The sequence below is a fragment of the Streptomyces sp. SCL15-4 genome, assembly GCF_033366695.1.
Classification (GTDB): Bacteria; Actinomycetota; Actinomycetes; order Streptomycetales; family Streptomycetaceae; genus Streptomyces.
Genome location: NZ_JAOBTQ010000001.1, coordinates 6,999,200 through 7,018,056, shown reverse-complemented (window position 1 = coordinate 7,018,056; position 18,857 = coordinate 6,999,200). Strand labels below are relative to the sequence as shown.

General features: G+C 72.9%; 20 protein-coding genes. 14 read left to right on the top strand and 6 right to left on the bottom strand.

The genetic code is table 11. From position 1 onward, the window contains the following. Positions 1–190 precede the first annotated feature (190 nt). On the top strand, positions 191–1,051 hold the full coding sequence (locus tag SCK26_RS31580; protein ID WP_318204744.1) for a helix-turn-helix transcriptional regulator: 861 nt from the start codon (positions 191–193) through the stop codon (positions 1,049–1,051). A gap of 9 nt (positions 1,052–1,060) precedes the next feature. Then, entirely contained in the window at positions 1,061–1,282 is a 222-nt protein-coding gene (locus SCK26_RS31575; RefSeq protein ID WP_318204743.1) for a DUF397 domain-containing protein, read from the top strand. 84 nt (positions 1,283–1,366) lie between these two features. Here SCK26_RS31575 and SCK26_RS31570 read toward each other — a convergent pair whose 3' ends face one another. Then, a complete protein-coding gene (locus tag SCK26_RS31570) occupies positions 1,367–2,494 on the bottom strand; it encodes an 8-amino-7-oxononanoate synthase (protein WP_318204742.1) in 1,128 nt (375 codons plus the stop codon). A gap of 147 nt (positions 2,495–2,641) precedes the next feature. Here SCK26_RS31570 and bioB point away from each other — a divergent pair, with 147 nt between their 5' ends. From bioB to bioD, 3 genes are read left to right on the top strand one after another with little or no spacing between them, the layout of a single operon-like run. Next, entirely contained in the window at positions 2,642–3,835 is a 1,194-nt protein-coding gene (gene bioB / locus SCK26_RS31565; protein WP_318204741.1) for a biotin synthase BioB, read from the top strand. Further along, positions 3,828–5,108, top strand: coding sequence for an adenosylmethionine--8-amino-7-oxononanoate transaminase (locus SCK26_RS31560; RefSeq protein ID WP_318204740.1), 1,281 nt, complete (start codon positions 3,828–3,830; stop codon positions 5,106–5,108). The genes bioB and SCK26_RS31560 overlap by 8 nt, the downstream gene beginning before the upstream one ends. A 1-nt stretch (position 5,109) precedes the next feature. Beyond that, positions 5,110–5,826, top strand: coding sequence for a dethiobiotin synthase (bioD, locus tag SCK26_RS31555; protein WP_318204739.1), 717 nt, complete (start codon positions 5,110–5,112; stop codon positions 5,824–5,826). A 219-nt stretch (positions 5,827–6,045) separates the two neighbouring features. On the opposite strand, the gene SCK26_RS31550 is transcribed toward bioD, so the two are convergent. Further along, complete coding sequence (locus SCK26_RS31550; RefSeq protein ID WP_318204738.1) at positions 6,046–6,420, bottom strand: fic family toxin-antitoxin system, toxin component; 375 nt, start codon at positions 6,418–6,420, stop codon at positions 6,046–6,048. A 10-nt stretch (positions 6,421–6,430) separates the two neighbouring features. Continuing rightward, the gene (locus SCK26_RS31545) at positions 6,431–6,730 is read right to left on the bottom strand and encodes a toxin-antitoxin system HicB family antitoxin (RefSeq protein WP_318204737.1); all 300 of its coding nucleotides are present in this window, start codon (positions 6,728–6,730) and stop codon (positions 6,431–6,433) included. 163 nt (positions 6,731–6,893) lie between these two features. Here SCK26_RS31545 and SCK26_RS31540 point away from each other — a divergent pair, with 163 nt between their 5' ends. The 8 genes from SCK26_RS31540 (at position 6,894) to SCK26_RS31505 (ending at position 15,387) form a co-directional block, all read left to right on the top strand. Further along, positions 6,894–7,781 carry an LLM class F420-dependent oxidoreductase gene (locus tag SCK26_RS31540; RefSeq protein WP_318204736.1) on the top strand — a complete coding sequence of 296 codons (888 nt, stop codon included), beginning with the start codon at positions 6,894–6,896 and terminating at the stop codon, positions 7,779–7,781. Between the two features lie 46 nt (positions 7,782–7,827). Then, entirely contained in the window at positions 7,828–8,253 is a 426-nt protein-coding gene (locus tag SCK26_RS31535) for a GNAT family N-acetyltransferase (RefSeq protein ID WP_318204735.1), read from the top strand. Positions 8,254–8,405: 152 nt separating this feature from the next. After that, positions 8,406–9,830, top strand: coding sequence for a hemolysin family protein (locus SCK26_RS31530; protein WP_318204734.1), 1,425 nt, complete (start codon positions 8,406–8,408; stop codon positions 9,828–9,830). After that, positions 9,827–10,846 (top strand): hemolysin family protein, encoded by a 1,020-nt coding sequence (locus SCK26_RS31525; RefSeq protein ID WP_318204733.1) that lies wholly within the window; start codon positions 9,827–9,829, stop codon positions 10,844–10,846. The genes SCK26_RS31530 and SCK26_RS31525 overlap by 4 nt, the downstream gene beginning before the upstream one ends. Before the next feature lie 75 nt (positions 10,847–10,921). Beyond that, complete coding sequence (locus SCK26_RS31520) at positions 10,922–11,710, top strand: SGNH/GDSL hydrolase family protein (RefSeq protein ID WP_318204732.1); 789 nt, start codon at positions 10,922–10,924, stop codon at positions 11,708–11,710. Between the two features lie 83 nt (positions 11,711–11,793). Further along, complete coding sequence (gene purB, locus SCK26_RS31515) at positions 11,794–13,236, top strand: adenylosuccinate lyase (RefSeq protein ID WP_318204731.1); 1,443 nt, start codon at positions 11,794–11,796, stop codon at positions 13,234–13,236. 71 nt (positions 13,237–13,307) lie between these two features. After that, positions 13,308–13,802 carry a G/U mismatch-specific DNA glycosylase gene (gene mug / locus SCK26_RS31510; protein WP_397952410.1) on the top strand — a complete coding sequence of 165 codons (495 nt, stop codon included), beginning with the start codon at positions 13,308–13,310 and terminating at the stop codon, positions 13,800–13,802. A gap of 202 nt (positions 13,803–14,004) precedes the next feature. Then, on the top strand, positions 14,005–15,387 hold the full coding sequence (locus tag SCK26_RS31505; RefSeq protein WP_318204730.1) for a cellulase family glycosylhydrolase: 1,383 nt from the start codon (positions 14,005–14,007) through the stop codon (positions 15,385–15,387). 81 nt (positions 15,388–15,468) lie between these two features. Here the strand turns inward: SCK26_RS31505 and SCK26_RS31500 are convergent, their stop codons facing one another. From SCK26_RS31500 to SCK26_RS31490, 3 genes are read right to left on the bottom strand one after another with little or no spacing between them, the layout of a single operon-like run. Then, the gene (locus tag SCK26_RS31500; protein WP_318204729.1) at positions 15,469–15,912 is read right to left on the bottom strand and encodes a hypothetical protein; all 444 of its coding nucleotides are present in this window, start codon (positions 15,910–15,912) and stop codon (positions 15,469–15,471) included. Between the two features lie 41 nt (positions 15,913–15,953). Then, complete coding sequence (locus SCK26_RS31495) at positions 15,954–16,664, bottom strand: ABC transporter permease (protein ID WP_318204728.1); 711 nt, start codon at positions 16,662–16,664, stop codon at positions 15,954–15,956. Positions 16,665–16,666: 2 nt separating this feature from the next. Further along, entirely contained in the window at positions 16,667–17,587 is a 921-nt protein-coding gene (locus SCK26_RS31490) for an ATP-binding cassette domain-containing protein (protein ID WP_318204727.1), read from the bottom strand. A 107-nt stretch (positions 17,588–17,694) separates the two neighbouring features. Here SCK26_RS31490 and SCK26_RS31485 point away from each other — a divergent pair, with 107 nt between their 5' ends. Further along, positions 17,695–18,849, top strand: a complete 1,155-nt coding sequence (locus SCK26_RS31485) for a sensor histidine kinase (RefSeq protein ID WP_318204726.1) — start codon at positions 17,695–17,697, stop codon at positions 18,847–18,849. Positions 18,850–18,857: the final 8 nt, after the last annotated feature.

Here is an 18,857-nt window from a genome sequence, read left to right as displayed (position 1 = left end):
GGGACCGTGGTCCTCCGTACAGCGGTGGGTTCGAGTACGGTCCCGGACTGGTGCTTGTCCGTCAGACTGCCATCACCGGGACGGTCACGGGGGGCGATCCACCAAGATATGCATATATCTGTCGCTCGAAGCGGTGAACTCTGCGACGCGAGACCGTATCGGGACGGTCCGGACGGAGTAAGGAGGAGCCATGCAGAACGGTCCCGCGGTACGCCGTCGCAAGCTCGGCGCCGAACTGCGCACGCTGCGCAGCGACGCCGGGCTCACCAGTGGTGAGGCGGCCCGGCTGGTCGGCTGGCACCAGTCGAAGGTGAGCCGTATCGAGACGGGCGCCAGCGGCGTGAAACCGGCCGATCTGCGGTTGCTGCTGGATGCCTACGGAGTGCGGGACAGGCATCTACGGGAGTTGCTGCTGATACTGGCGGGGTCGGAGGAGACGAGCGGCCGGCACCGCTGGTGGCACGCCTACCGGGGCGTACTGCCGCCCACCTACCGCGATTTCATCAGCCTGGAGTCACAGGCGAGCGCGATGCGCACCCTGGAGACCACGGTGGTGCCCGGTCTGCTCCAGACCGCCGAGTACGCCCGCGCGGTGACCCGGGCCGCCGTGAAGGACCTGGACGAGGACCGCCTGGACACGCTGGTGGAGGTGCGTCTGGCCCGGCAGGACGTGCTGCGGTCGGACCCGCCGCTGGCGCTGAGCGCCGTACTGGACGAGGCGGTGCTGCGCCGCGAGGTGGGCGGCCCGGGAGTGATGGCCCGGCAGCGCCGGCGGCTGATGGAGGCCGCCCGCCTGCCGCAGGTACGGCTCCAGGTGCTGCCCTTCACCGCGGGGGCGCATATCGGCCTCACCGGGCCTTTCGTTATCTTCTCATTTCCGAGCACTTCTGATCTGGACGTGGTTGTTCTCGACCAGCTGACGAGTAGCCTCTACCTGGAACGGAAAGAAGACCTCATGGCCTACTCCGAGGCCTTCAGCACCCTTCAGTTCCACGCCCTTTCCCCCGAGGACTCGTTGGACTACATCGCCGGGATAGGTGACGGCGCGTAAGGAGGCACCATGTCCGCTCTGCCTCGGAACGTCCCTGCCAGTACCGACCTGCACGACGTGCGCTGGCTGCGCAGCAGCCGCAGCACGGGCGCGAACAACTGCGTGGAGACGGCACGGCCGCGCTCCGGCCCCGCGGCCGGACTGCTCGCCGTGCGCGACTCGAAGAACCCGGCCGGACCCGCCCTGCTCTTCTCCCCCGAAAGCTGGACGGGATTCGTGACCGGGCTCTGACCACCTCGACCGCTCTGACCGTCCCGCTCAATTTCGTTCAATATTCCATCGTTTTCGTGCGGCACACGGCCGTGTCACGCCGACTCACGGTCGTGTTTCGCCGATGACGCGTACAGCACGTTCGACCTCGGCCTCGGAGAGGTCCGCGCGTGCGGTCAGCCTCAACCGTGAGATGCCGTCGGGCACGGAGGGAGGACGGAAACAGCCCACGGCCAGCCCCGCCGAGCGGCAGTCGGCCGCCCAGCGCACCGCCCGCTCCGGGGACGGAGCGCGCACGGAGACCACCGCGGCGTCCGGACGCACCGCCTCCAGGCCCGCGGCGGTCAGCCGTGCGTGCAGTTCCGCGGCCACCTCGCGGGCCCGCGCCGCCCGTCCGGGCTCGCGCTCCAGCAGCCGCAGCGCCGCCAGCGCGGCACCGGCCGCCGCCGGCGCCAGACCCGTGTCGAAGATGAACGTCCGCGCCGCGTTGACCAGATGGCCGATCACCCGCTCCGGACCCAGCACCACACCGCCCTGACTGCCCAGCGACTTCGACAGGGTGGCCGTGACCACCACGTCGTCGGCGCCCGCCAGACCGGCCGCGTACGGCGCTCCCCGGCCGCCGTCGCCCAGCACGCCGAGGCCGTGGGCGTCGTCCACGACCAGTCCCGCGCCGTACTCCCGGCAGGCCGCGGTCAGCGCGGCCAGCGGCGCCCGGTCCCCGTCGACCGAGAACACCGTGTCGGAGACGACGATCGCGGCGCCGCCGTGCGTGCCCAGCGCCTTGCGCACGGCCTCGGGATCGGCGTGCCCGACGACCTGGGTCTCGCCCCGGGCGAGCCGGCAGCCGTCGATGAGGGAGGCGTGGTTGCCCGCGTCGGAGACGATCAGCGAGCCGTGCGGGCCGAGCGTGGTCACCGCGGCCAGGTTCGCGGCGTACCCGGAGGAGAACACGAGAGCCGCCTCGAACCCGCAGAACGCGGCCAGCGCGCGCTCCAGTTCGGCGTGCAGCTCGGTGCTCCCGGTGACCAGCCGGGAGCCGGTGGAGCCGCCGCCCCAGCACCGGGCGGCCTCGGCGGCCCCCTCGGTGACCTCGGGGTGGCGGGACAGGCCCAGGTAGTCGTTGCTCGCCAGGTCCAGCAGCGGCGAGTCGGCGGGACGCGGGCGCAGGGTGCGCACGAGCCCGGCGCGGCGGCGCGCCTCGGCCTGCTCGTCGATCCAGCCGAACGCCATGGCTCCTCCGGTGCTTTTGTAGGTATCGAACAGACCCTAGCGGCACGGTCGGCCGCCCAGGATGTGGCAATACCCACACGATGAACCGTCTGTGTTGTGCCAAGTCTCCTTGGCCGGGAGCGGTTCCGTAGGACAGGATCGTGGCTCATGGACCTGCTGAACACGCTGGTGGACAAGGGGCTTCGGCGCGAACCGCCGACGCGCGAGGAAGCGCTCGCCGTGCTGGCCACCTCCGATGACGACCTGCTCGACGTGGTGGCCGCGGCCGGAAAGGTACGCCGGCACTGGTTCGGGCGACGGGTGAAACTCAACTATCTGGTCAACCTCAAGTCGGGCCTGTGCCCCGAGGACTGCTCGTACTGCTCCCAGCGGCTGGGCTCCAAGGCCGACATCCTGAAGTACACCTGGCTCAAGCCCGACGAGGCCTCCCAGGCCGCCGCCGCGGGCCTCGCGGGCGGCGCCAAGCGGGTGTGCCTGGTGGCCAGCGGACGCGGCCCGACCGACCGGGACGTGGACCGGGTCTCGGAGACCATCAAGGCGATCAAGGAGCAGAACGAGGACGTCGAGGTATGCGCCTGCCTCGGTCTGCTCTCCGACGGCCAGGCCGAGCGGCTGCGGGCGGCGGGCGCGGACGCCTACAACCACAACCTCAACACCTCGGAGTCCACGTACGGGGACATCACCACCACCCACACCTACGCCGACCGGGTGGACACGGTGCGCAAGGCGCACGCGGCCGGTCTGTCCGCCTGCTCGGGTCTCATCGCGGGCATGGGCGAGAGCGACGAGGACCTGGTGGACGTGGTGTTCTCGCTGCGCGCGCTGGACCCGGACTCGGTGCCGGTGAACTTCCTGATCCCGTTCGAGGGCACTCCGCTGGCCAAGGAGTGGAACCTCACCCCGCAGCGCTGCCTGCGGATCCTGGCGATGGTCCGGTTCGTCTGCCCGGACGTGGAGGTCCGTATCGCGGGCGGCCGCGAGGTCCATCTGCGCAGCATGCAGCCGCTGGCGCTGCACCTGGCCAACTCCATCTTCCTCGGCGACTACCTGACCAGCGAGGGCCAGGCCGGCAAGGCCGACCTGGACATGATCGCGGACGCCGGGTTCGAGGTGGAGGGCGCCGGGGAGGTGACGCTGCCGGAGCACCGGGCCGGGGCCGCGCACGGGTGCGGGTCGCACGCGGAGGCGGGCTGCGGCTCGCACGCGGAGGCCGGCTGCGGTTCGCACGAGGGCGGCGGGGTGTGCGGTACGGCGGGCGTGCCGGCCGCCGCCGATCCCCGTACCGACCTCGTCGCCGTCCGCCGCAGGGGTGCCGGTACGGACCTCGCGCCCAATGCCTGAGCTGGGCGTCGCGGAGCTGCTGGAGCTGGACCGGCGGCATGTGTGGCATCCGTACGGCCCCATGCCCGGCCGGGTGGACCCGCTCGTCGTGGAGGCGGCGAGCGGGGTCCGGCTGCGGCTGGCGGACGGTTCGGGCGAGCTGGTCGACGGCATGTCGTCGTGGTGGTCGGCCATCCACGGCTACAACCACCCGGTCCTGAACGAGGCCGCGCGCGAACAGCTGGGCCGGATGAGCCATGTGATGTTCGGCGGGCTCACGCACGAGCCCGCCGTCCGGCTCGCGAAGCTTCTGGTCGACCTGTCACCGGACGGTCTGGAGCATGTCTTCCTGGCCGACTCGGGGTCCGTGTCGGTCGAGGTCGCGGTGAAGATGTGCCTGCAGTACTGGCGTTCGCTGGGCCGGCCGGCCAAGCGGCGGCTGCTGACCTGGCGGGGCGGCTACCACGGTGACACCTGGCAGCCGATGTCGGTGTGCGACCCCGAGGGCGGGATGCACGAGCTGTGGACCGGTGTGCTGCCGCGCCAGGTGTTCGCGGACCCGCCGCCCGCCGGGTACGAGGAGTCGTACGCGGAGCACCTGCGGGAGCTGATCGCCCGGCACGCGGACGAGCTGGCCGCGGTGATCGTGGAGCCGGTGGTGCAGGGCGCGGGCGGGATGCGCTTCCACTCCCCCGGGTATCTGCGGGTGCTGCGGGAGGCGTGCGACGCGCACGACGTGCTGCTCGTGTTCGACGAGATCGCCACCGGTTTCGGCCGCACCGGCGCGCTGTTCGCGGCGGACCACGCGGCCGTCGCCCCCGATGTGATGTGCGTCGGCAAGGCGCTGACCGGTGGTTATCTGACGCTGGCGGCCACCTTGTGCTCCGGCCGGGTGGCCGACGGCATCTCGCGCGGCGAGGTCCCGGTGCTCGCGCACGGCCCGACGTTCATGGGCAACCCGCTGGCGGCGGCCGTGGCCTGCGCCTCCGTCGAACTGCTGCTGGGCCAGGACTGGCTCGGCGAGGTCAAGCGGATCGAGGCGGGACTGCGCGAGGGGCTGGCCCCGGCGCGGGACCTTCCCGGGGTGCGCGACGTCCGCGTCCTCGGTGCCATCGGGGTCGTCCAGCTCGACCACCCGGTCGACATGCGGGCCGCGACGGACGCGGCGGTACGGGCGGGCGTGTGGCTGCGCCCGTTCCGCGACCTGGTCTACACGATGCCGCCCTACGTCGCCTCGGACGAGGACGTGGCACGGATCGCGCGCGCGGTGTGCGCCGCGGCGCGGGAGGGATGACATGCGGGTACTGGTGATCACGGGCACGGACACGGAGGTCGGCAAGACCGTCACCACCGCCGCCGTCGCCGCCTCGGCGCTCGCGGCCGGGCGGTCGGTGGCCGTGCTCAAGGCCGCCCAGACGGGTGTGCGGCCGGACGAGCGCGGGGACGCGGACGAGGTCGCGTGGCTCGCGGGACCGGTCACGGCGGACGAAACGGCCCGGTTCCCGGAGCCGTTGGCGCCGAACACGGCGGCCCGGCGGGCCGGGATGGCGCCGGTGCGTCCGCGCGAGGTGGCCGAGCGGGCCGCCAAGCTGGCCACCGAGCACGATCTGGTGCTGGTCGAGGGGGCGGGCGGGCTGCTCGTCCGGTTCGACGCGGACGGCGGCACGCTGGCCGACGCGGCCCGGCTGCTGAACGCGCCGGTGCTGCTCGTCGCGCGGGCCGGGCTCGGCACGCTCAACGCCACGGAGCTGACGGCGCGCGAACTGCGGCGCCGTCAGCTGGAGTTGGCCGGTGTGGTGATCGGCAGCTGGCCGGGCGACCCGGACCTGGCCGCCCGCTGCAACGTGGCCGATCTGCCGGAGGTGGCCGGCGCCCCGCTGCTCGGCGCGCTGCCCGCCGGCGCGGGGGCGCTGCCGCCCGCCGAGTTCCGTACCGCCGCGCCCGGCTGGCTGGCTCCCCGGCTGGACGGGACCTGGGACGCGGAGGCGTTCCGCGCCCGGGAGGCCGCGTAGCCGGGGCGGCCGGCGGAGCAGTGAACTCTGGGGCGGCCTTGGCCGGCGCGGACGCCTCGGCGGCCGGTCCGCGGTCCCCGTCCGGGCGGGTGACCGTCGGGAACGGATCGAGGAGCCGTCCGCACCGGCCGCCGAGGCGATCCGGAAGGTGCCGAGCGGCGCACGGGATGTCCGGCGGGCGCTCGGCGACGTACGGCGGGAGCGGGACGGCCGCTGGTTTCAGCCGCTCCAGCGGCGCAGCTCGCGCGCGATGTCGTCGACGCCCGCCGCACCGTCCTTCACCAGCCGGGCGAGGTCGCGGACCTGCTCGGGAGTGGTGGTGATCTTCTCGCCGCTGGCGACCAGATAGGCGTAGGCGACGGCGGAGGCGAACAGGGCGTTGGCGCGTTCCAGGGCGGGGACGTGGATGAGCAGCTGGAGCAGGGAGGCGGCGCGGGCGTACGGGTCGGTGTAGACGGGGACGCCGAATATCTCGGCCCGGTGCCGGGCCACGGCGGCGACCAGGGCTCCCCAGTCGGTGACCTGCGGGTCGCCCGGGGTCTTCTGCTCGGCGAGCATGAGCAGCCAGGCGAGGTCGATACGGAGGTCGTTCAAGGCATCCGCTTCAGGGCGCCGGGTGCGGCGGACCGGCTTCGGGAAGGGGCCTGACGGAGGCGGAGGACCCGCGGCGGCCGTCCCCCGGTCCGGTGCCGTGCGCCTCGGCGGACTCCTCGGCGAACACCGACGCGTACTGCTTCATGAAGTCGGCGGCGGCCTCCACGAACGTCCGGCCCGTCTCCCCGGCGTCCTGTCTGACCAGCTCTTCTATATAGCGGTTGACGCTGATGCCGCGGGCCAGGGCGCGCTCGCGGGCCACGCGGGCGGTGCCCTCGTCCACCCGCACGTTCAGCTGGGTCTTCGCCATGTCTCGACGCTAGCGCCGGGGTGCTAGCGGCGGCAAGGGCGCACGGTGGCGCGGGCCCGGAACCCGTGCGCCGGTCTCGCGGTGATCACCGGCACATGCTCGCGCCGGGGCGGACATGATGGAATCGACGCAGCTCAAGTCGTCAGTGAATCGAGGAGAGTTCATGTCGCGTCCGTTCCGCTTCGGAGTCAACCTGCTGGATGCGGCGCCCGCCGCCGAGTGGCGTGCCAAGTGCCGGCGCGCGGAGGAGCTGGGATACGACGTGATCCTCGTCCCCGACCACCTCGGCCTGCCCGCGCCGTTCCCCGCGCTCGTCGCGGCGGCGCAGGCCACCGAGCGGCCGCGGGTCGGCACGTTCGTACTGAACGCGGGTTTCTGGAACCCGGCGCTGCTGGCCCGGGAAGTGGCGACCACGGACGCGCTGACCGGCGGCCGGCTCGAACTGGGCCTCGGCACCGGCTACACGCAGGCGGAGCACGAGGCGGCCGGACTGCCGTACGGTTCGCCGCGCGAGCGGGTGGACCATCTGGAGCGGACCATCGGGGAGCTGGACCGACTGCTCGGCTCGGACGACCACCGGCCGCGGCCCGCGCAGTCCCGGGTGCCGGTGCTGATCGGCGCCAACGGCGACCGGATGCTCCGGCTGACCGCCGGGCACGCGGACATCGCGGCGTTCACCGGGGCCCGGCCGGGCAGGACGCCCGGCACGCTGGACCCGCTGACCGCCGAGGAGCTGGACGAGCGGGTGGCCCGCTACCGCGCGCTGGCGCGGCACCGGGCGACGCCCGCCGAGCTGAACCTGCTGATCCAGCTGGTGGCCGTCGCCGACGACCCCGAGCCGGTGCTGAAGCCGCTGCTGGAGCGGCAGAGCGGGCTCACTTCCGAGCAGGCGGTGGCCCTGCCCATCGTGCTGGCCGGTCCGCTCGAGGACGTGGTGGCGAAGGTACGGGCGCAGCGCGAGCGGTACGGGTTCACCTACCTGACCGTGCTGGAGCCGTTCATGGAGGCGTTCGCGCCGGTGATGGCACGGCTGCGCGAGGAGTCCGCCTGACGGAAACCCCGTGGGCCGCCGGGCCGTGCCCGATCATGATGAGGGCATGACCGATCTGCGCATACGTGCCGCCGTACCCGCCGACCTCGACTCCGTCCTCGCCTTCTGGAGGACGGCTGCCGAGGGGACGAGCATCAGCGACGACCGGGCCGGGGTGGAGCGGCTGGTGACCCGGGATCCCGGGGCGCTCCTGCTGGCCGAGCGGGACGGCGGGCTGGTGGGCACGGTGATCGCCGGCTTCGACGGCTGGCGGTGCCATCTGTACCGGCTCGCGGTGCACCCGGAGCGGCGGCGGCAGGGCATCGGCTCGGCGCTGCTGGCCGCCGCCGAGGAGCGGTTCGTACGGCTCGGCGGGCGGCGCGCGGACGCGATGGTGCTGGTCCGCAACGAGAGAGCGCGGCACGCGTGGCGCGCGGCCGGCTACGGGCCCGAGGAGCACTGGCGGCGCTGGGTGAAGCCGCTCACGGACTGAGACCGGAAGGCTTCTTTGCTCATCCTTTACCCTTGAGGGAGCACTCGGCCCTCTATGAAAGGTTGTGAGCGTCCGCCCATGGGCGAGCCTCCCAGTCCGCGACACCGCGCGCACCCCTCTGTCCTGTCCGATCCTGGGACGGGGGTGACCCGATGACCGAAGTGCTCCTCCTCCTGCTCGCGATCCTGCTGTCGCTGGCCTGCGGTGCCTTCGTGGCGGCCGAGTTCTCGCTGACCACGGTGGAACGCGGCGAGCTGGAGCGGGCCGCCGCCCGCGGCGAGCGCGGCGCCCCGGGCGCCCTGAAAGCCGTACGGAACCTGACGTTCCAGCTCTCCGGCGCCCAGCTCGGCATCACCGTCACCAACCTGGTGGTCGGCATGCTCGCCGAGCCCTCGATCGCCAAGCTGCTCGCGGGCCCCTTCACGGCGCTGGGACTGTCCCGGTCGGCCGCGACCTCGGTCGCGCTGATCCTGGGCACGGCCCTGTCGACGGTCTTCCTGATGGTCGTCGGCGAGCTGGTGCCGAAGAACTGGGCGATCTCCTCGCCGCTGGCCATGGCCAAGCGGGTGGGCAACGCCCAGCGCTGGTTCAGCGCGGCCTTCCGGCCCTTCATCACCCACCTGAACAACACGGCCAACCACTTCGTGCGCCGCCTCGGCGTCGAACCGGCCGAGGAGCTGGCCTCCGCGCGCGGTCCGCAGGAGCTGGCCGCCCTCGCCCGGCACTCCGCCAAGGAGGGCGCGCTGGAGCCCGACACCGCCGAGCTGTTCGTCCGCACCCTGAACCTGGCCGACCTCACCGCGGAGAACGTGATGACCCCGCGCGTCCAGGTCGTCGCCCTGGACATGCAGGCCACCTGCGAGGACGTCGCCAACGCCACCCGGGCCACCGGACTGTCCCGGTTCCCGGTCTACCGCGGCAGCCTGGACTCCGTCGTCGGCACCGCACACATCAAGGACGTGCTGGCCGTCCCCGCCGACCAGCGGTGCCACCGCACGGTCGCGCAGATCATGCGCGAACCGCTGCTGGTGCCCGAGTCGCTGACCGTGGACCGGCTGCTGGACCGGCTCGGCGGCCGGCGCACCATGGCCGTCGTCATCGACGAGTACGGCGGCACGGCCGGCGTGGCCACCCTGGAGGACATCGTGGAGGAGGTCGTCGGCGAGGTGCGGGACGAGCACGACCCGCACGAGACGCCCGACCTCGCCCCGGCCGGCGCCGACGAGCAGGGCCGCGCCCTGTACGCGGCGGACGGCGCCGCCCGCACCGACCAGCTCGCGCGGGTGGGACTGCGCGCGCCCGAGGGACCGTACGAGACCCTGGCCGGCCTGGTCGCCACCGAGCTGGGCCGGATACCCGCCACCGGCGACAGCGTCGAGGTGGCCGGCTGGCGCCTGGACGTCGTGGACGCCTCCGGCCGCCGGGCCGCCCGGCTGCTGCTGCACGCGCCCCTGGACGACGAACGGACCGGCCCGTCCGACGGGGCCGGACGGGGCGCCGGGACCAGGTGGCGGGACCGGACGGGGCGCGGCCACGGGGCCGGCGCGGCCCGAGGGACGCGGGAGGACACGCGATGACCGCCGTACAGCTGCTGATCGGCCTGTCGACCCTGGTCGTCAACGCCTTCTTCGTGGGCGCCGAGTTCGCCCTGATCTCCGTGCGCCGCTCCCAGATCGAACCGCTGGCCCAGGAAGGCGACCGCCGCGCCCGCAGCGTGCTGTGGGGTCTGGAGCACGTGTCCGCGCTGCTGGCCGCCGCCCAGCTCGGCATCACGCTGTGCACGCTGGTGCTCGGCGTGGTCGCCGAGCCGGCGATCGCGCATCTGCTGGAGCCGGTGTTCCACGCGGTGGGCATGCCCGTGGGCGCGGGTCACGCGGTCTCCTTCGTGATCGCGCTGGCGCTGGCCACGTATCTGCACATGCTGCTCGGCGAGATGGTCCCCAAGAACATCGCGCTGGCGGAACCGGTGCGCAGCGCGCTGCTGCTCGGCCCGCCGCTGGTCACGCTGTCCCGGGCGCTGCGCCCGGTGATCTTCGCGATCAACGCGTTCGCCAACGGGCTGCTGAAGCTGCTGCGGGTGGAGGCCAAGGACGAGGTGTCGGCGACGTTCACTGACACCGAACTCGCCGAGATCGTCAAGGACGCCAGCCAGGCGGGCCTGATCGACGGCCGGGCGCAGGAGCGCCTGCACGACGCCCTGGAGCTGGGCAGCCGGCCGGTGCGGGACGTGGTCGTGCCCCTGCGCCGGGTGGTCTACGCGCGCGTGGGCGTCACCCCCGAGCAGCTGGAGCGGCTGTCCGCCGAGTCGGGCTTCTCCCGCTTCCCGGTGGTCGACACCGGCCGCCGGATCGTGGGCTACCTGCACGTCAAGGACGCGCTGGACGCCTCGCCCCGGGACATGCCGTTCCGGCTGCGGGACATGCGCTCCATCGCGCGGGTCCGGGAGAGCACCCCGCTGGACGACGTGCTCACCGCGATGCGCGGCAGCCGCACCCACCTCGCCGCCGTACTCGGCGACGACGGACGGCTGGCGGGCCTGGTGACCATGGAGGACGTGCTGCGGGAGCTGTTCGGCCAGCCCGCGCCGGGGTGAGGCCAGGGGCCGCGCTTCCTCGGTACCAGGGCGACCGACCGGCGGGTATGGCGCCGGGTTACCATCGCTCTCGCCATGCAGACGAATCCCGCCTCTCCCCCGTTCACCAGCCTCGTCGCGGTCGGCGACTCCTTCACCGAGGGCATGTCGGACCTGCTGCCCGACGGCTCCTACCGAGGCTGGGCGGACGTCCTCGCCACACGGATGGCCGCCCGTACGCCCGGGTTCCGGTACGCCAACCTCGCCGTCCGCGGGAAGCTGATCGGGCAGATCGTCGACGAGCAGGTGGAGGTGGCGGCGGCCATGAACGCCGACGTCGTCACCCTCGTCGGCGGGCTCAACGACACCCTGCGCCCCAAGTGCGACATGGACCGGGTCCGGGACCTGCTCACCGAGGCCGTGGAGCGGCTGGCGCCCTCCTGCAAGCAGCTGGTGCTGATGCGCAGTCCCGGCCGCCGGGGCCCGGTGCTGGAGCGGTTCCGGCCGCGCATGGAGCAGCTGTTCGCCTGCGTGGACGAGCTGGCCGCCAAGCACGGCGCGGTGGTGGTCGACCTGTACGGGGCGCCCGCGCTGGCGGACCCACGGCTGTGGGACGTGGACCGGCTGCACCTGACGGCCGAGGGACACCGCCGGGTCGCGGAGGCGGTGTGGCAGACGCTCGGGTACGAGCCGGAGGACACCGAGTGGCACGTACCGATGGCGGTGACCGCCCCGCCGGGCTGGGTCAGCCGCCGGATCGCCGACGCGCGCTTCGCCCGGCAGCACCTGCTGCCGTGGATAGGCCGCCGGCTCACCGGCCGCTCCTCCGGCGACGGCCGCCCGCCCAAGCGCCCGGAACTGCTGCCCTACGAAGCGCGGGCCTAGTCGGAAGTGGCGTGCGTCTCGTAGCTTCCGCCCAACGAGGGCGTGGCGCTGGCCTGCACTAATCGCCAGTAGACTCTGGACACGTGACTTCAGCGCCCGCCAAGCCCCGCATCCCGAACGTCCTCGCCGGACGGTACGCCTCGGCCGAGCTCGCCACGCTCTGGTCGCCCGAGCAGAAGGTGAGGCTGGAGCGCCGGCTCTGGCTCGCCGTGCTGCGGGCCCAGAAGGACCTCGGCATCGAGGTGCCGGACGAGGCGATCGCCGACTACGAACGCGTCCTCGACACCGTCGACCTGGCCTCGATCGCCGAGCGCGAGAAGGTCACCCGGCACGACGTGAAGGCGCGGATCGAGGAGTTCAACGACCTCGCCGGGCACGAGCACGTGCACAAGGGCATGACCTCCCGTGACCTCACGGAGAACGTCGAGCAGCTGCAGATCAGGCTGTCGCTGGAGCTGATGCGCGACCGTACGGTGGCCGTGCTGGCGCGCCTGGGCAGGCTGGCCGGCGAGTACGCCGAGCTGGTCATGGCCGGCCGCTCGCACAACGTGGCCGCGCAGGCCACCACCCTCGGCAAGCGGTTCGCGACCGCCGCCGACGAGCTGCTCGTCGCCCACGGCCGCGTCGAGGAACTCCTCGCCCGCTACCCGCTGCGCGGCATCAAGGGCCCGGTCGGCACCGCGCAGGACATGCTGGACCTGCTGGGCGGGGACGACGCCAAGCTCGCCGAGCTGGAGGACCGCATCGCGCGGCACCTGGGCTTCTCGCAGGCCTTCACCTCCGTCGGCCAGGTCTACCCGCGCTCGCTGGACTACGAGGTCGTCACCGCGCTGGTGCAGCTCGCCGCGGCCCCGTCGTCGCTGGCCAAGACGATCCGGCTGATGGCCGGCAACGAGCTGGTCACCGAGGGCTTCAAGCCGGGCCAGGTCGGCTCCTCGGCGATGCCGCACAAGATGAACACCCGTTCCTGCGAGCGCGTCAACGGCCTGATGGTGATCCTGCGCGGCTACGCCTCGATGACCGGCGAGCTGGCGGGCGACCAGTGGAACGAGGGCGACGTGTCCTGCTCGGTGGTGCGCCGGGTGGCCCTGCCGGACGCCTTCTTCGCCCTGGACGGCCTGCTGGAGACGTTCCTGACGGTGCTCGACGAGTTCGGCGCCTTCCCCGCGGTGATCGCCCGCGAGCTGGACCGCTACCTGCCGTTCCTGGCGACCACCAAGGTGCTGATGGGCGCGGTGCGCTCCGGGGTCGGCCGGGAGGTCGCGCACGAGGCGATCAAGGAGAACGCGGTCGCCACCGCGCTGGCGATGCGCGAGCAGGGTGCCGAGCGCAACGACCTGCTCGACAAGCTCGCCGCCGACGAGCGTCTGCCGCTGGACCGGGAGCAGCTGGCCGCGCTGATGGCCGACAAGCTGTCCTTCACCGGCGCCGCCGCCGGCCAGGTCGGCACGGTCGTCGCCCGGATCGAGAAGGTCGTCGAGCAGTATCCCGAGGCGGCCGGTTACACCCCCGGAGCGATCCTCTGACCCGCGCGTCCCGCACCCCGCGCTTCACCCAGGCGGAGCTGGAGGCCGCCCGCGACCGCCTCGTCCCGGACGTGGTCGCGGACGGCCTGCGCGTGCTGTTCTGCGGCATCAACCCCGGGTTGATGTCGGCCGCGACCGGCCACCACTTCGCCCGGCCCGGCAACCGCTTCTGGCCGGTGCTGCACCGGTCCGGCTTCACTCCCCGGCTGCTGAAGCCGGCCGAGCAGCGGGAGCTGCTGTCCTACGGGCTCGGCATCACGAACGTCGTGGCCCGGGCGACCGCGCGGGCCGACGAGCTGACCACCGAGGAGTACGTCGAGGGCGGCCGGCTGCTGACCGGGAAGGTGACGCGGCTGCGGCCCGGATGGCTGGCCGTCGTCGGCGTGACCGCCTACCGCACGGCCTTCGGCGACCGCACCGCGAAGGTGGGCCCGCAGGAGCGGACCATCGGCGGCACCCGGATCTGGGTCCTGCCCAACCCCAGCGGGCTGAACGCGCACTGGACCGCGGCCACCATGGCGGAGGAGTTCGGGCGGCTGCGCGAGGCGGCCGGCGCGACCGGCTGACCCGTCCGATGCCCGGAAGGCCGGGCAGGGCCGTGTAGCGCCTTTTGTGCCGGACCGCCTCTGAGCAGCGGTCACACGCGGCGCCTCATCGTTCACGGTCGCATGTCTGTACGCGCACCCACGCACCGTGTACGGTCTCGGGCCGATGGGTTTTGGGAGCGCTCCCATCGTGCTGTTCCCGCTTCACACGAGGAGGAACGCTTTGAAACGCATTGTGGCCCTGCTGGCGACCTGCGCCACGGCGCTGGGTCTCACGGCACTGGCCGGCCCCCAGCCGGCGGCAGCCGCCACCGGCTGCAAGGTCGACTACACCGTCACCAGCCAGTGGCAGGGCGGCTTCCAGGCAGGAGTGAAGATCACCAACCTGGGTGATCCCGTCACCGGCTGGACGCTGAAGTTCTCCCTGCCGGACGCGGGGCAGAAGGTCGTCCAGGGCTGGAACGCCACCTGGTCGCAGTCCGGTTCCACGGTCAGCGCCGCCGGCGTCGACTGGAACCGCACCCTGGCCACCGGCGCGTCCACCGACCTCGGATTCACGGGCTCCTTCACCGGCTCCAACCCCAAGCCCTCGGCGTTCACGCTCAACGGCGTCGCCTGCACCGGCTCCGTCGGGGATACGCCGTCAAACCCCGACCCGGGCAGCAACGGCACTCCCGTGGACGTCAACGGGCAGCTGCACGTGTGCGGTGTGAACCTGTGCAACCAGTACAACCGCCCCATCCAGCTGCGGGGCATGAGCACGCACGGCATCCAGTGGTTCAGCAAGTGCTACACCAGCGCGTCGCTGGACGCGCTGGCGAAGGACTGGAAGTCGGACCTGCTGCGCATCGCGATGTACGTGCAGGAGAACGGTTACGAGACCGACCCGGCGGGCTTCACCAGCCGGGTGAACAGCCTCGTCGACATGGCCGAGGCCCGGGGCATGTACGCCCTGATCGACTTCCACACCCTCACGCCGGGTGACCCCAACTACAACCTGGACCGCGCCAAGACCTTCTTCGCGTCCGTCGCCGCCCGCAACGCCGCCAAGAAGAACGTGATCTACGAGATCGCCAACGAGCCCAACGGCGTGAGCTGGACCGCCATCAAGAACTACGCCGAGCAGGTCATCCCGGTGATCCGGGCCGCCGACCCGGACGCCGTGATCATCGTCGGCACCCGGGGCTGGTCCTCGCTGGGCGTCTCGGACGGCTCCAGCGAGACCGAGGTCGTCAACAACCCGGTCAACGCCACCAACATCATGTACACGTTCCACTTCTACGCCGCGAGCCACAAGGACAACTACCGCGCCACGGTGAGCCGGGCGGCCTCGAAGCTGCCGCTGTTCGTCACCGAGTTCGGCACGGTGAGCGCCACCGGCGGCGGGGCGATGGACCGGACCAGCACCACGGCCTGGCTGGACCTGCTCGACCAGTTGAAGATCAGCTACGCGAACTGGACCTACTCCGACGCCGACGAGAGCAGCGCGGCGCTCAAGCCCGGCACCTGCAACGGCAGCGACTACAGCAGCAGCGGTGTGCTGACCGAGTCCGGAGCGCTGATCAAGAGCCGCATCAGCACGGCCGACTCCTTCCCCACCAGCTGACAACCGACGGGGCTCCGGCGGGACCGGAGCCCCGTACCAGCGATTGGGAGCGCTCCCAATCGGTCGCGGCCCGGACCCGTCTCACGGCGGGTCCGTCTCCGTCACTATGCCGAGCAACTGGAAGGGCAACTCCTTGTCCCACTGGGAGACGCCAAGGGCGACCCAGCGGTCCGTCTCCGGCGCCCGCCACAGGAGGACGTCCGGGACGTGCCCGCCGAGTCCGGCCCAGGGCTCGGGGATCTCCTCGCCCGCCATGGTCCGCTCCAGCACGCTGTACAGGCTGAAGTGCCGGGGACTGCCCCATCGTTCGCCCAGCCGCTCGGCGAGGCCGTCCCGGTCGGCCTCGTACTGCGCCTCCGTCTCCTCCCGTTCGCTGCCGTCGCCCTCCCAGAACTCCTCGCTGGTCTGTAAGGCGGCTATGTGATAGCCGGGACCGCTCTCGCCGTGCTCCGTCCTGCCGGGCGCCGCCGGGAACTCCCGGGCGCACAGCAGCTCGATGAGGGTCAGGCACTCCGCGATGTCCATGCGGTCCAGTAAAGCGGGCACCACTGACAACTGGTCCTCCGTCAGGCGTCCCTGCGCCGCACGCTCCAGGCGCCCGCCGTCAGGGCCGCCGCCGTCCACAGCGCGGCCACCGCGAGACCGCTCCACGGGCCGAGTGCGCCGTCCCAGGTGCTGTGCAGGGCCACTTGGCCGGCCCGGTCGGGGAGGAAGTCGGCGACCGAGCCGGACAGGTCTCCGATGACGAAGGACACGATCAGCAGGAACGGGATCAGCACGGAGAGGGTCGCGACTCCACTGCGCAGCACGGCCGCGAGTCCGGCGGCGAACAGGGCCATCAGCGTCAGGTGGACACCGCAGCCGACCACGCCGCGCACTCCCTCCGCCCAGCCGGGCGCGGACGGGCCGAGGGCCGCCCGGCCCACCAGGAGCGTGGCGAACCCGGTGAGCAGGCCGACGGCCAGCGCCGGCAGAGCGATCGCCGTCACCTTGGCGGCGAACCAGCGGCCCCGGTCGGGCACCGCCGCCAGCGTCAGCCGCAGCGCTCCGCCCCGGAACTCCGCGGCGACGGCCGTCGTACCGAAGGCGATCGCGGCGATCTGCCCGAAGCCGACGCCGAAGAACACCGAGAACAGCGGGTCCGTGTCGTCGGCGTCGGCCGCGGCGAGCGCCGAGAACGCGGCGGTGGCGACGAGGATCGCGGCGAGCGCGCACCACTGGGAGCGCAGCGTGCGGATCTTGATCCACTCGGCGTGGAGGACGGGGACGAAAGGCATGGTCAGGCCTCCTGGTGCGGTGCGGTGAACTCGGCTTCGGCCGCGGTCAGATCGAGGTAGGCCTCCTCCAGGGTGGCCTCCCGGGCGGCGAGTTCCAGGACGGGGACGCCCGCCTCGGACATCAGCCGGCCGAGGTCGTCCGCCCGCGCGTGCCGAACGGACCAGGCCCCGTCCTCCTCGCGGGAGGCGTCGTGGCCGTGCCGGGCGAGCAGGTCGGCGAGGGCGGCGGGGTCGCTGGTGCGGACGCGCACGTGCGGCCGTACGCGTGCGTGGATGAAGTCCTTGACCGGTGTGTCGGCGAGCAGGCGGCCCCGGCCGAGGATCAGCAGATGGTCGGCGAACGCGGCCGTCTCGCCCATGAGATGGCTGGAGACCAGAACCGTACGGCCCTGTGCCGCGAGCCGGCGCAGCAGGGTGCGGATCCACACGATGCCCTCCGGGTCGAGGCCGTTGGCGGGTTCGTCGAGCAGGACGACCTCGGGGTCGCCGAGGAGGGCGGCGGCGATGCCGAGCCGCTGGCGCATGCCGAGGGAGTACGTCCGCACCCGGCGCCCGGCCACGGCGGCGAGGCCCGTCTCCTCCAGGACCTCGTCGACCCGGCGGGCCGGTATGCGGTTGCTCGCGGCGAGGGCCAGCAGATGGCCGCGGGCGGTGCGCGCGCCGTGCGCGGCCCCGGCGTCGAGCAGGGCGCCCACCCGGCGCAGGGGTTCCCGGAGCCGGGCGTAGGCCCGGCCGCCGATGGCGGCGGTGCCGGCGGTGGGCCGGTCGAGGCCGAGGAGGAGGCGGAAGGTGGTGGACTTGCCGGCGCCGTTGGGCCCGAGGAAGCCGGTGACCCGGCCGGGTCCGACGCTGAAGGTGAGGCCGTCCACGGCCCGCCGGCCGCCGTACTCCTTGGTCAGGTCGCGAACGTCGATGCTGGTCATGGCACCAGCCTGGCCCGGCGCGGCGACCGGAACATCCCCCGCCGGCGGGGACCGTCTCCCCCTCGCGGGGGAGGGCTGCCGCCGGTGCCGGCTGCGACGATGAGGTCATGTCCCGCCTTCTGCGCCCGCTGCTGCGCGCGACGACGTACACGCGCCTGCTGCATCTGTGGGTGCCCATGCTGATGGTCAGCGTCTGGCTGTTCATCGACCCGACGACTCCGTGGATGCCCGCGCTGTTCCTCGTCCCGCTCGGTCTGGTGCCCGCGATGCGGCGCGGCGAGGGGATTCAGGCACTGCTGATGCTCACGCCCGGCGAGCCGGAGCCGGGCATCTCCCAGGCACCGGCGGCGAACTGGCGGGACCGGCTGCGCACGGTGCTGTGGCTGGAGCTGCGCATGCTGCTCGGCGGCGCGGCCGTGTTCGCCTCGGTGTGGCTGCCCATCCTCACCTTCGAACTGGCGCAGTGCGCGTGGGGCGGCGCCCCGGCCGGAATCCTGCTGCTGGACCGGCTGCCGCCGCACCGCGCCTGGGCTCTGCTGGCACCGCTGCCGCTGCTCGTCTTCTACGGCGTGGCCGTGGGGCTCGGCGAGCTGATCACGGCCGCCGCGCGCCGGTTGCTCGGGCCGTCGGCGGCCGAGCGGCTGGCCGCGCTGGAGGAGCGAACCGAGCAACTGCTGGAACGCACCCGGATCGCACGGGAGTTGCACGACTCGATCGGGCACGCCCTGACGCTGGCGGTGGTGCAGGCCGGTGCCGCGCGCGCGGCCGGTGACCCGGAGTTCACCGACCGGGCGCTGGGCGCCATCGAGGAGACCGGCCGGGCCGCGCTGGAGGATCTGGAACGGGTGCTGGGCGTGTTGCGGGAGGCCGAACGCCCGGTGAGCGCGCGGCCCACGCTGGCCGACGCCGGCCGGCTGCTGGAGTCGGCGCGGGCCTCGGGGGCGAAGATCGACGCGGAGGTGACGGGTCCGGTGGAGGCTGTGCCGGGACCGGTGTCCCGCGAGGGCTACCGCATCCTCCAGGAGGCGCTCACCAATGTGCTGCGGCACGCGGGCGCGGTGCCGGTGCGGGCCCGGGTCCGGGTCACCGGCGGCGCGCTCGTCCTGGAGGTGCGCAATCCGCTGCCGGGGGCGATACCCGGCCCGGGCCGGGGAAGCGGCCTGCGCGGCATACGGGAGCGGGCCGGGCTGCTCGGCGGGACCGCCGTCACCGGTCCGGAGGAGGGCGACTGGCGGGTGCGGGTGGAGCTGCCCCTCGGGTGATCTAGGCT

What these genes read in the sequence shown, in the direction of transcription:
- SCK26_RS31530 (WP_318204734.1), top strand. Translation starts at nt 8,406, where the DNA reads ATGACCGAAGTGCTCCTCCTCCTGCTCGCGATCCTGCTGTCGCTGGCC.
- SCK26_RS31500 (WP_318204729.1), bottom strand. Translation starts at nt 15,912, where the DNA reads ATGGACATCGCGGAGTGCCTGACCCTCATCGAGCTGCTGTGCGCCCGG.
- SCK26_RS31490 (WP_318204727.1), bottom strand. Translation starts at nt 17,587, where the DNA reads ATGACCAGCATCGACGTTCGCGACCTGACCAAGGAGTACGGCGGCCGG.
- bioD (WP_318204739.1), top strand. Translation starts at nt 5,110, where the DNA reads ATGCGGGTACTGGTGATCACGGGCACGGACACGGAGGTCGGCAAGACC.
- SCK26_RS31520 (WP_318204732.1), top strand. Translation starts at nt 10,922, where the DNA reads ATGCAGACGAATCCCGCCTCTCCCCCGTTCACCAGCCTCGTCGCGGTC.
- SCK26_RS31535 (WP_318204735.1), top strand. Translation starts at nt 7,828, where the DNA reads ATGACCGATCTGCGCATACGTGCCGCCGTACCCGCCGACCTCGACTCC.
- SCK26_RS31495 (WP_318204728.1), bottom strand. Translation starts at nt 16,664, where the DNA reads ATGCCTTTCGTCCCCGTCCTCCACGCCGAGTGGATCAAGATCCGCACG.
- SCK26_RS31575 (WP_318204743.1), top strand. Translation starts at nt 1,061, where the DNA reads ATGTCCGCTCTGCCTCGGAACGTCCCTGCCAGTACCGACCTGCACGAC.
- SCK26_RS31540 (WP_318204736.1), top strand. Translation starts at nt 6,894, where the DNA reads ATGTCGCGTCCGTTCCGCTTCGGAGTCAACCTGCTGGATGCGGCGCCC.
- SCK26_RS31525 (WP_318204733.1), top strand. Translation starts at nt 9,827, where the DNA reads ATGACCGCCGTACAGCTGCTGATCGGCCTGTCGACCCTGGTCGTCAAC.
- SCK26_RS31485 (WP_318204726.1), top strand. Translation starts at nt 17,695, where the DNA reads ATGTCCCGCCTTCTGCGCCCGCTGCTGCGCGCGACGACGTACACGCGC.
- bioB (WP_318204741.1), top strand. Translation starts at nt 2,642, where the DNA reads ATGGACCTGCTGAACACGCTGGTGGACAAGGGGCTTCGGCGCGAACCG.
- SCK26_RS31580 (WP_318204744.1), top strand. Translation starts at nt 191, where the DNA reads ATGCAGAACGGTCCCGCGGTACGCCGTCGCAAGCTCGGCGCCGAACTG.
- SCK26_RS31570 (WP_318204742.1), bottom strand. Translation starts at nt 2,494, where the DNA reads ATGGCGTTCGGCTGGATCGACGAGCAGGCCGAGGCGCGCCGCCGCGCC.
- SCK26_RS31545 (WP_318204737.1), bottom strand. Translation starts at nt 6,730, where the DNA reads ATGGCGAAGACCCAGCTGAACGTGCGGGTGGACGAGGGCACCGCCCGC.
- SCK26_RS31560 (WP_318204740.1), top strand. Translation starts at nt 3,828, where the DNA reads ATGCCTGAGCTGGGCGTCGCGGAGCTGCTGGAGCTGGACCGGCGGCAT.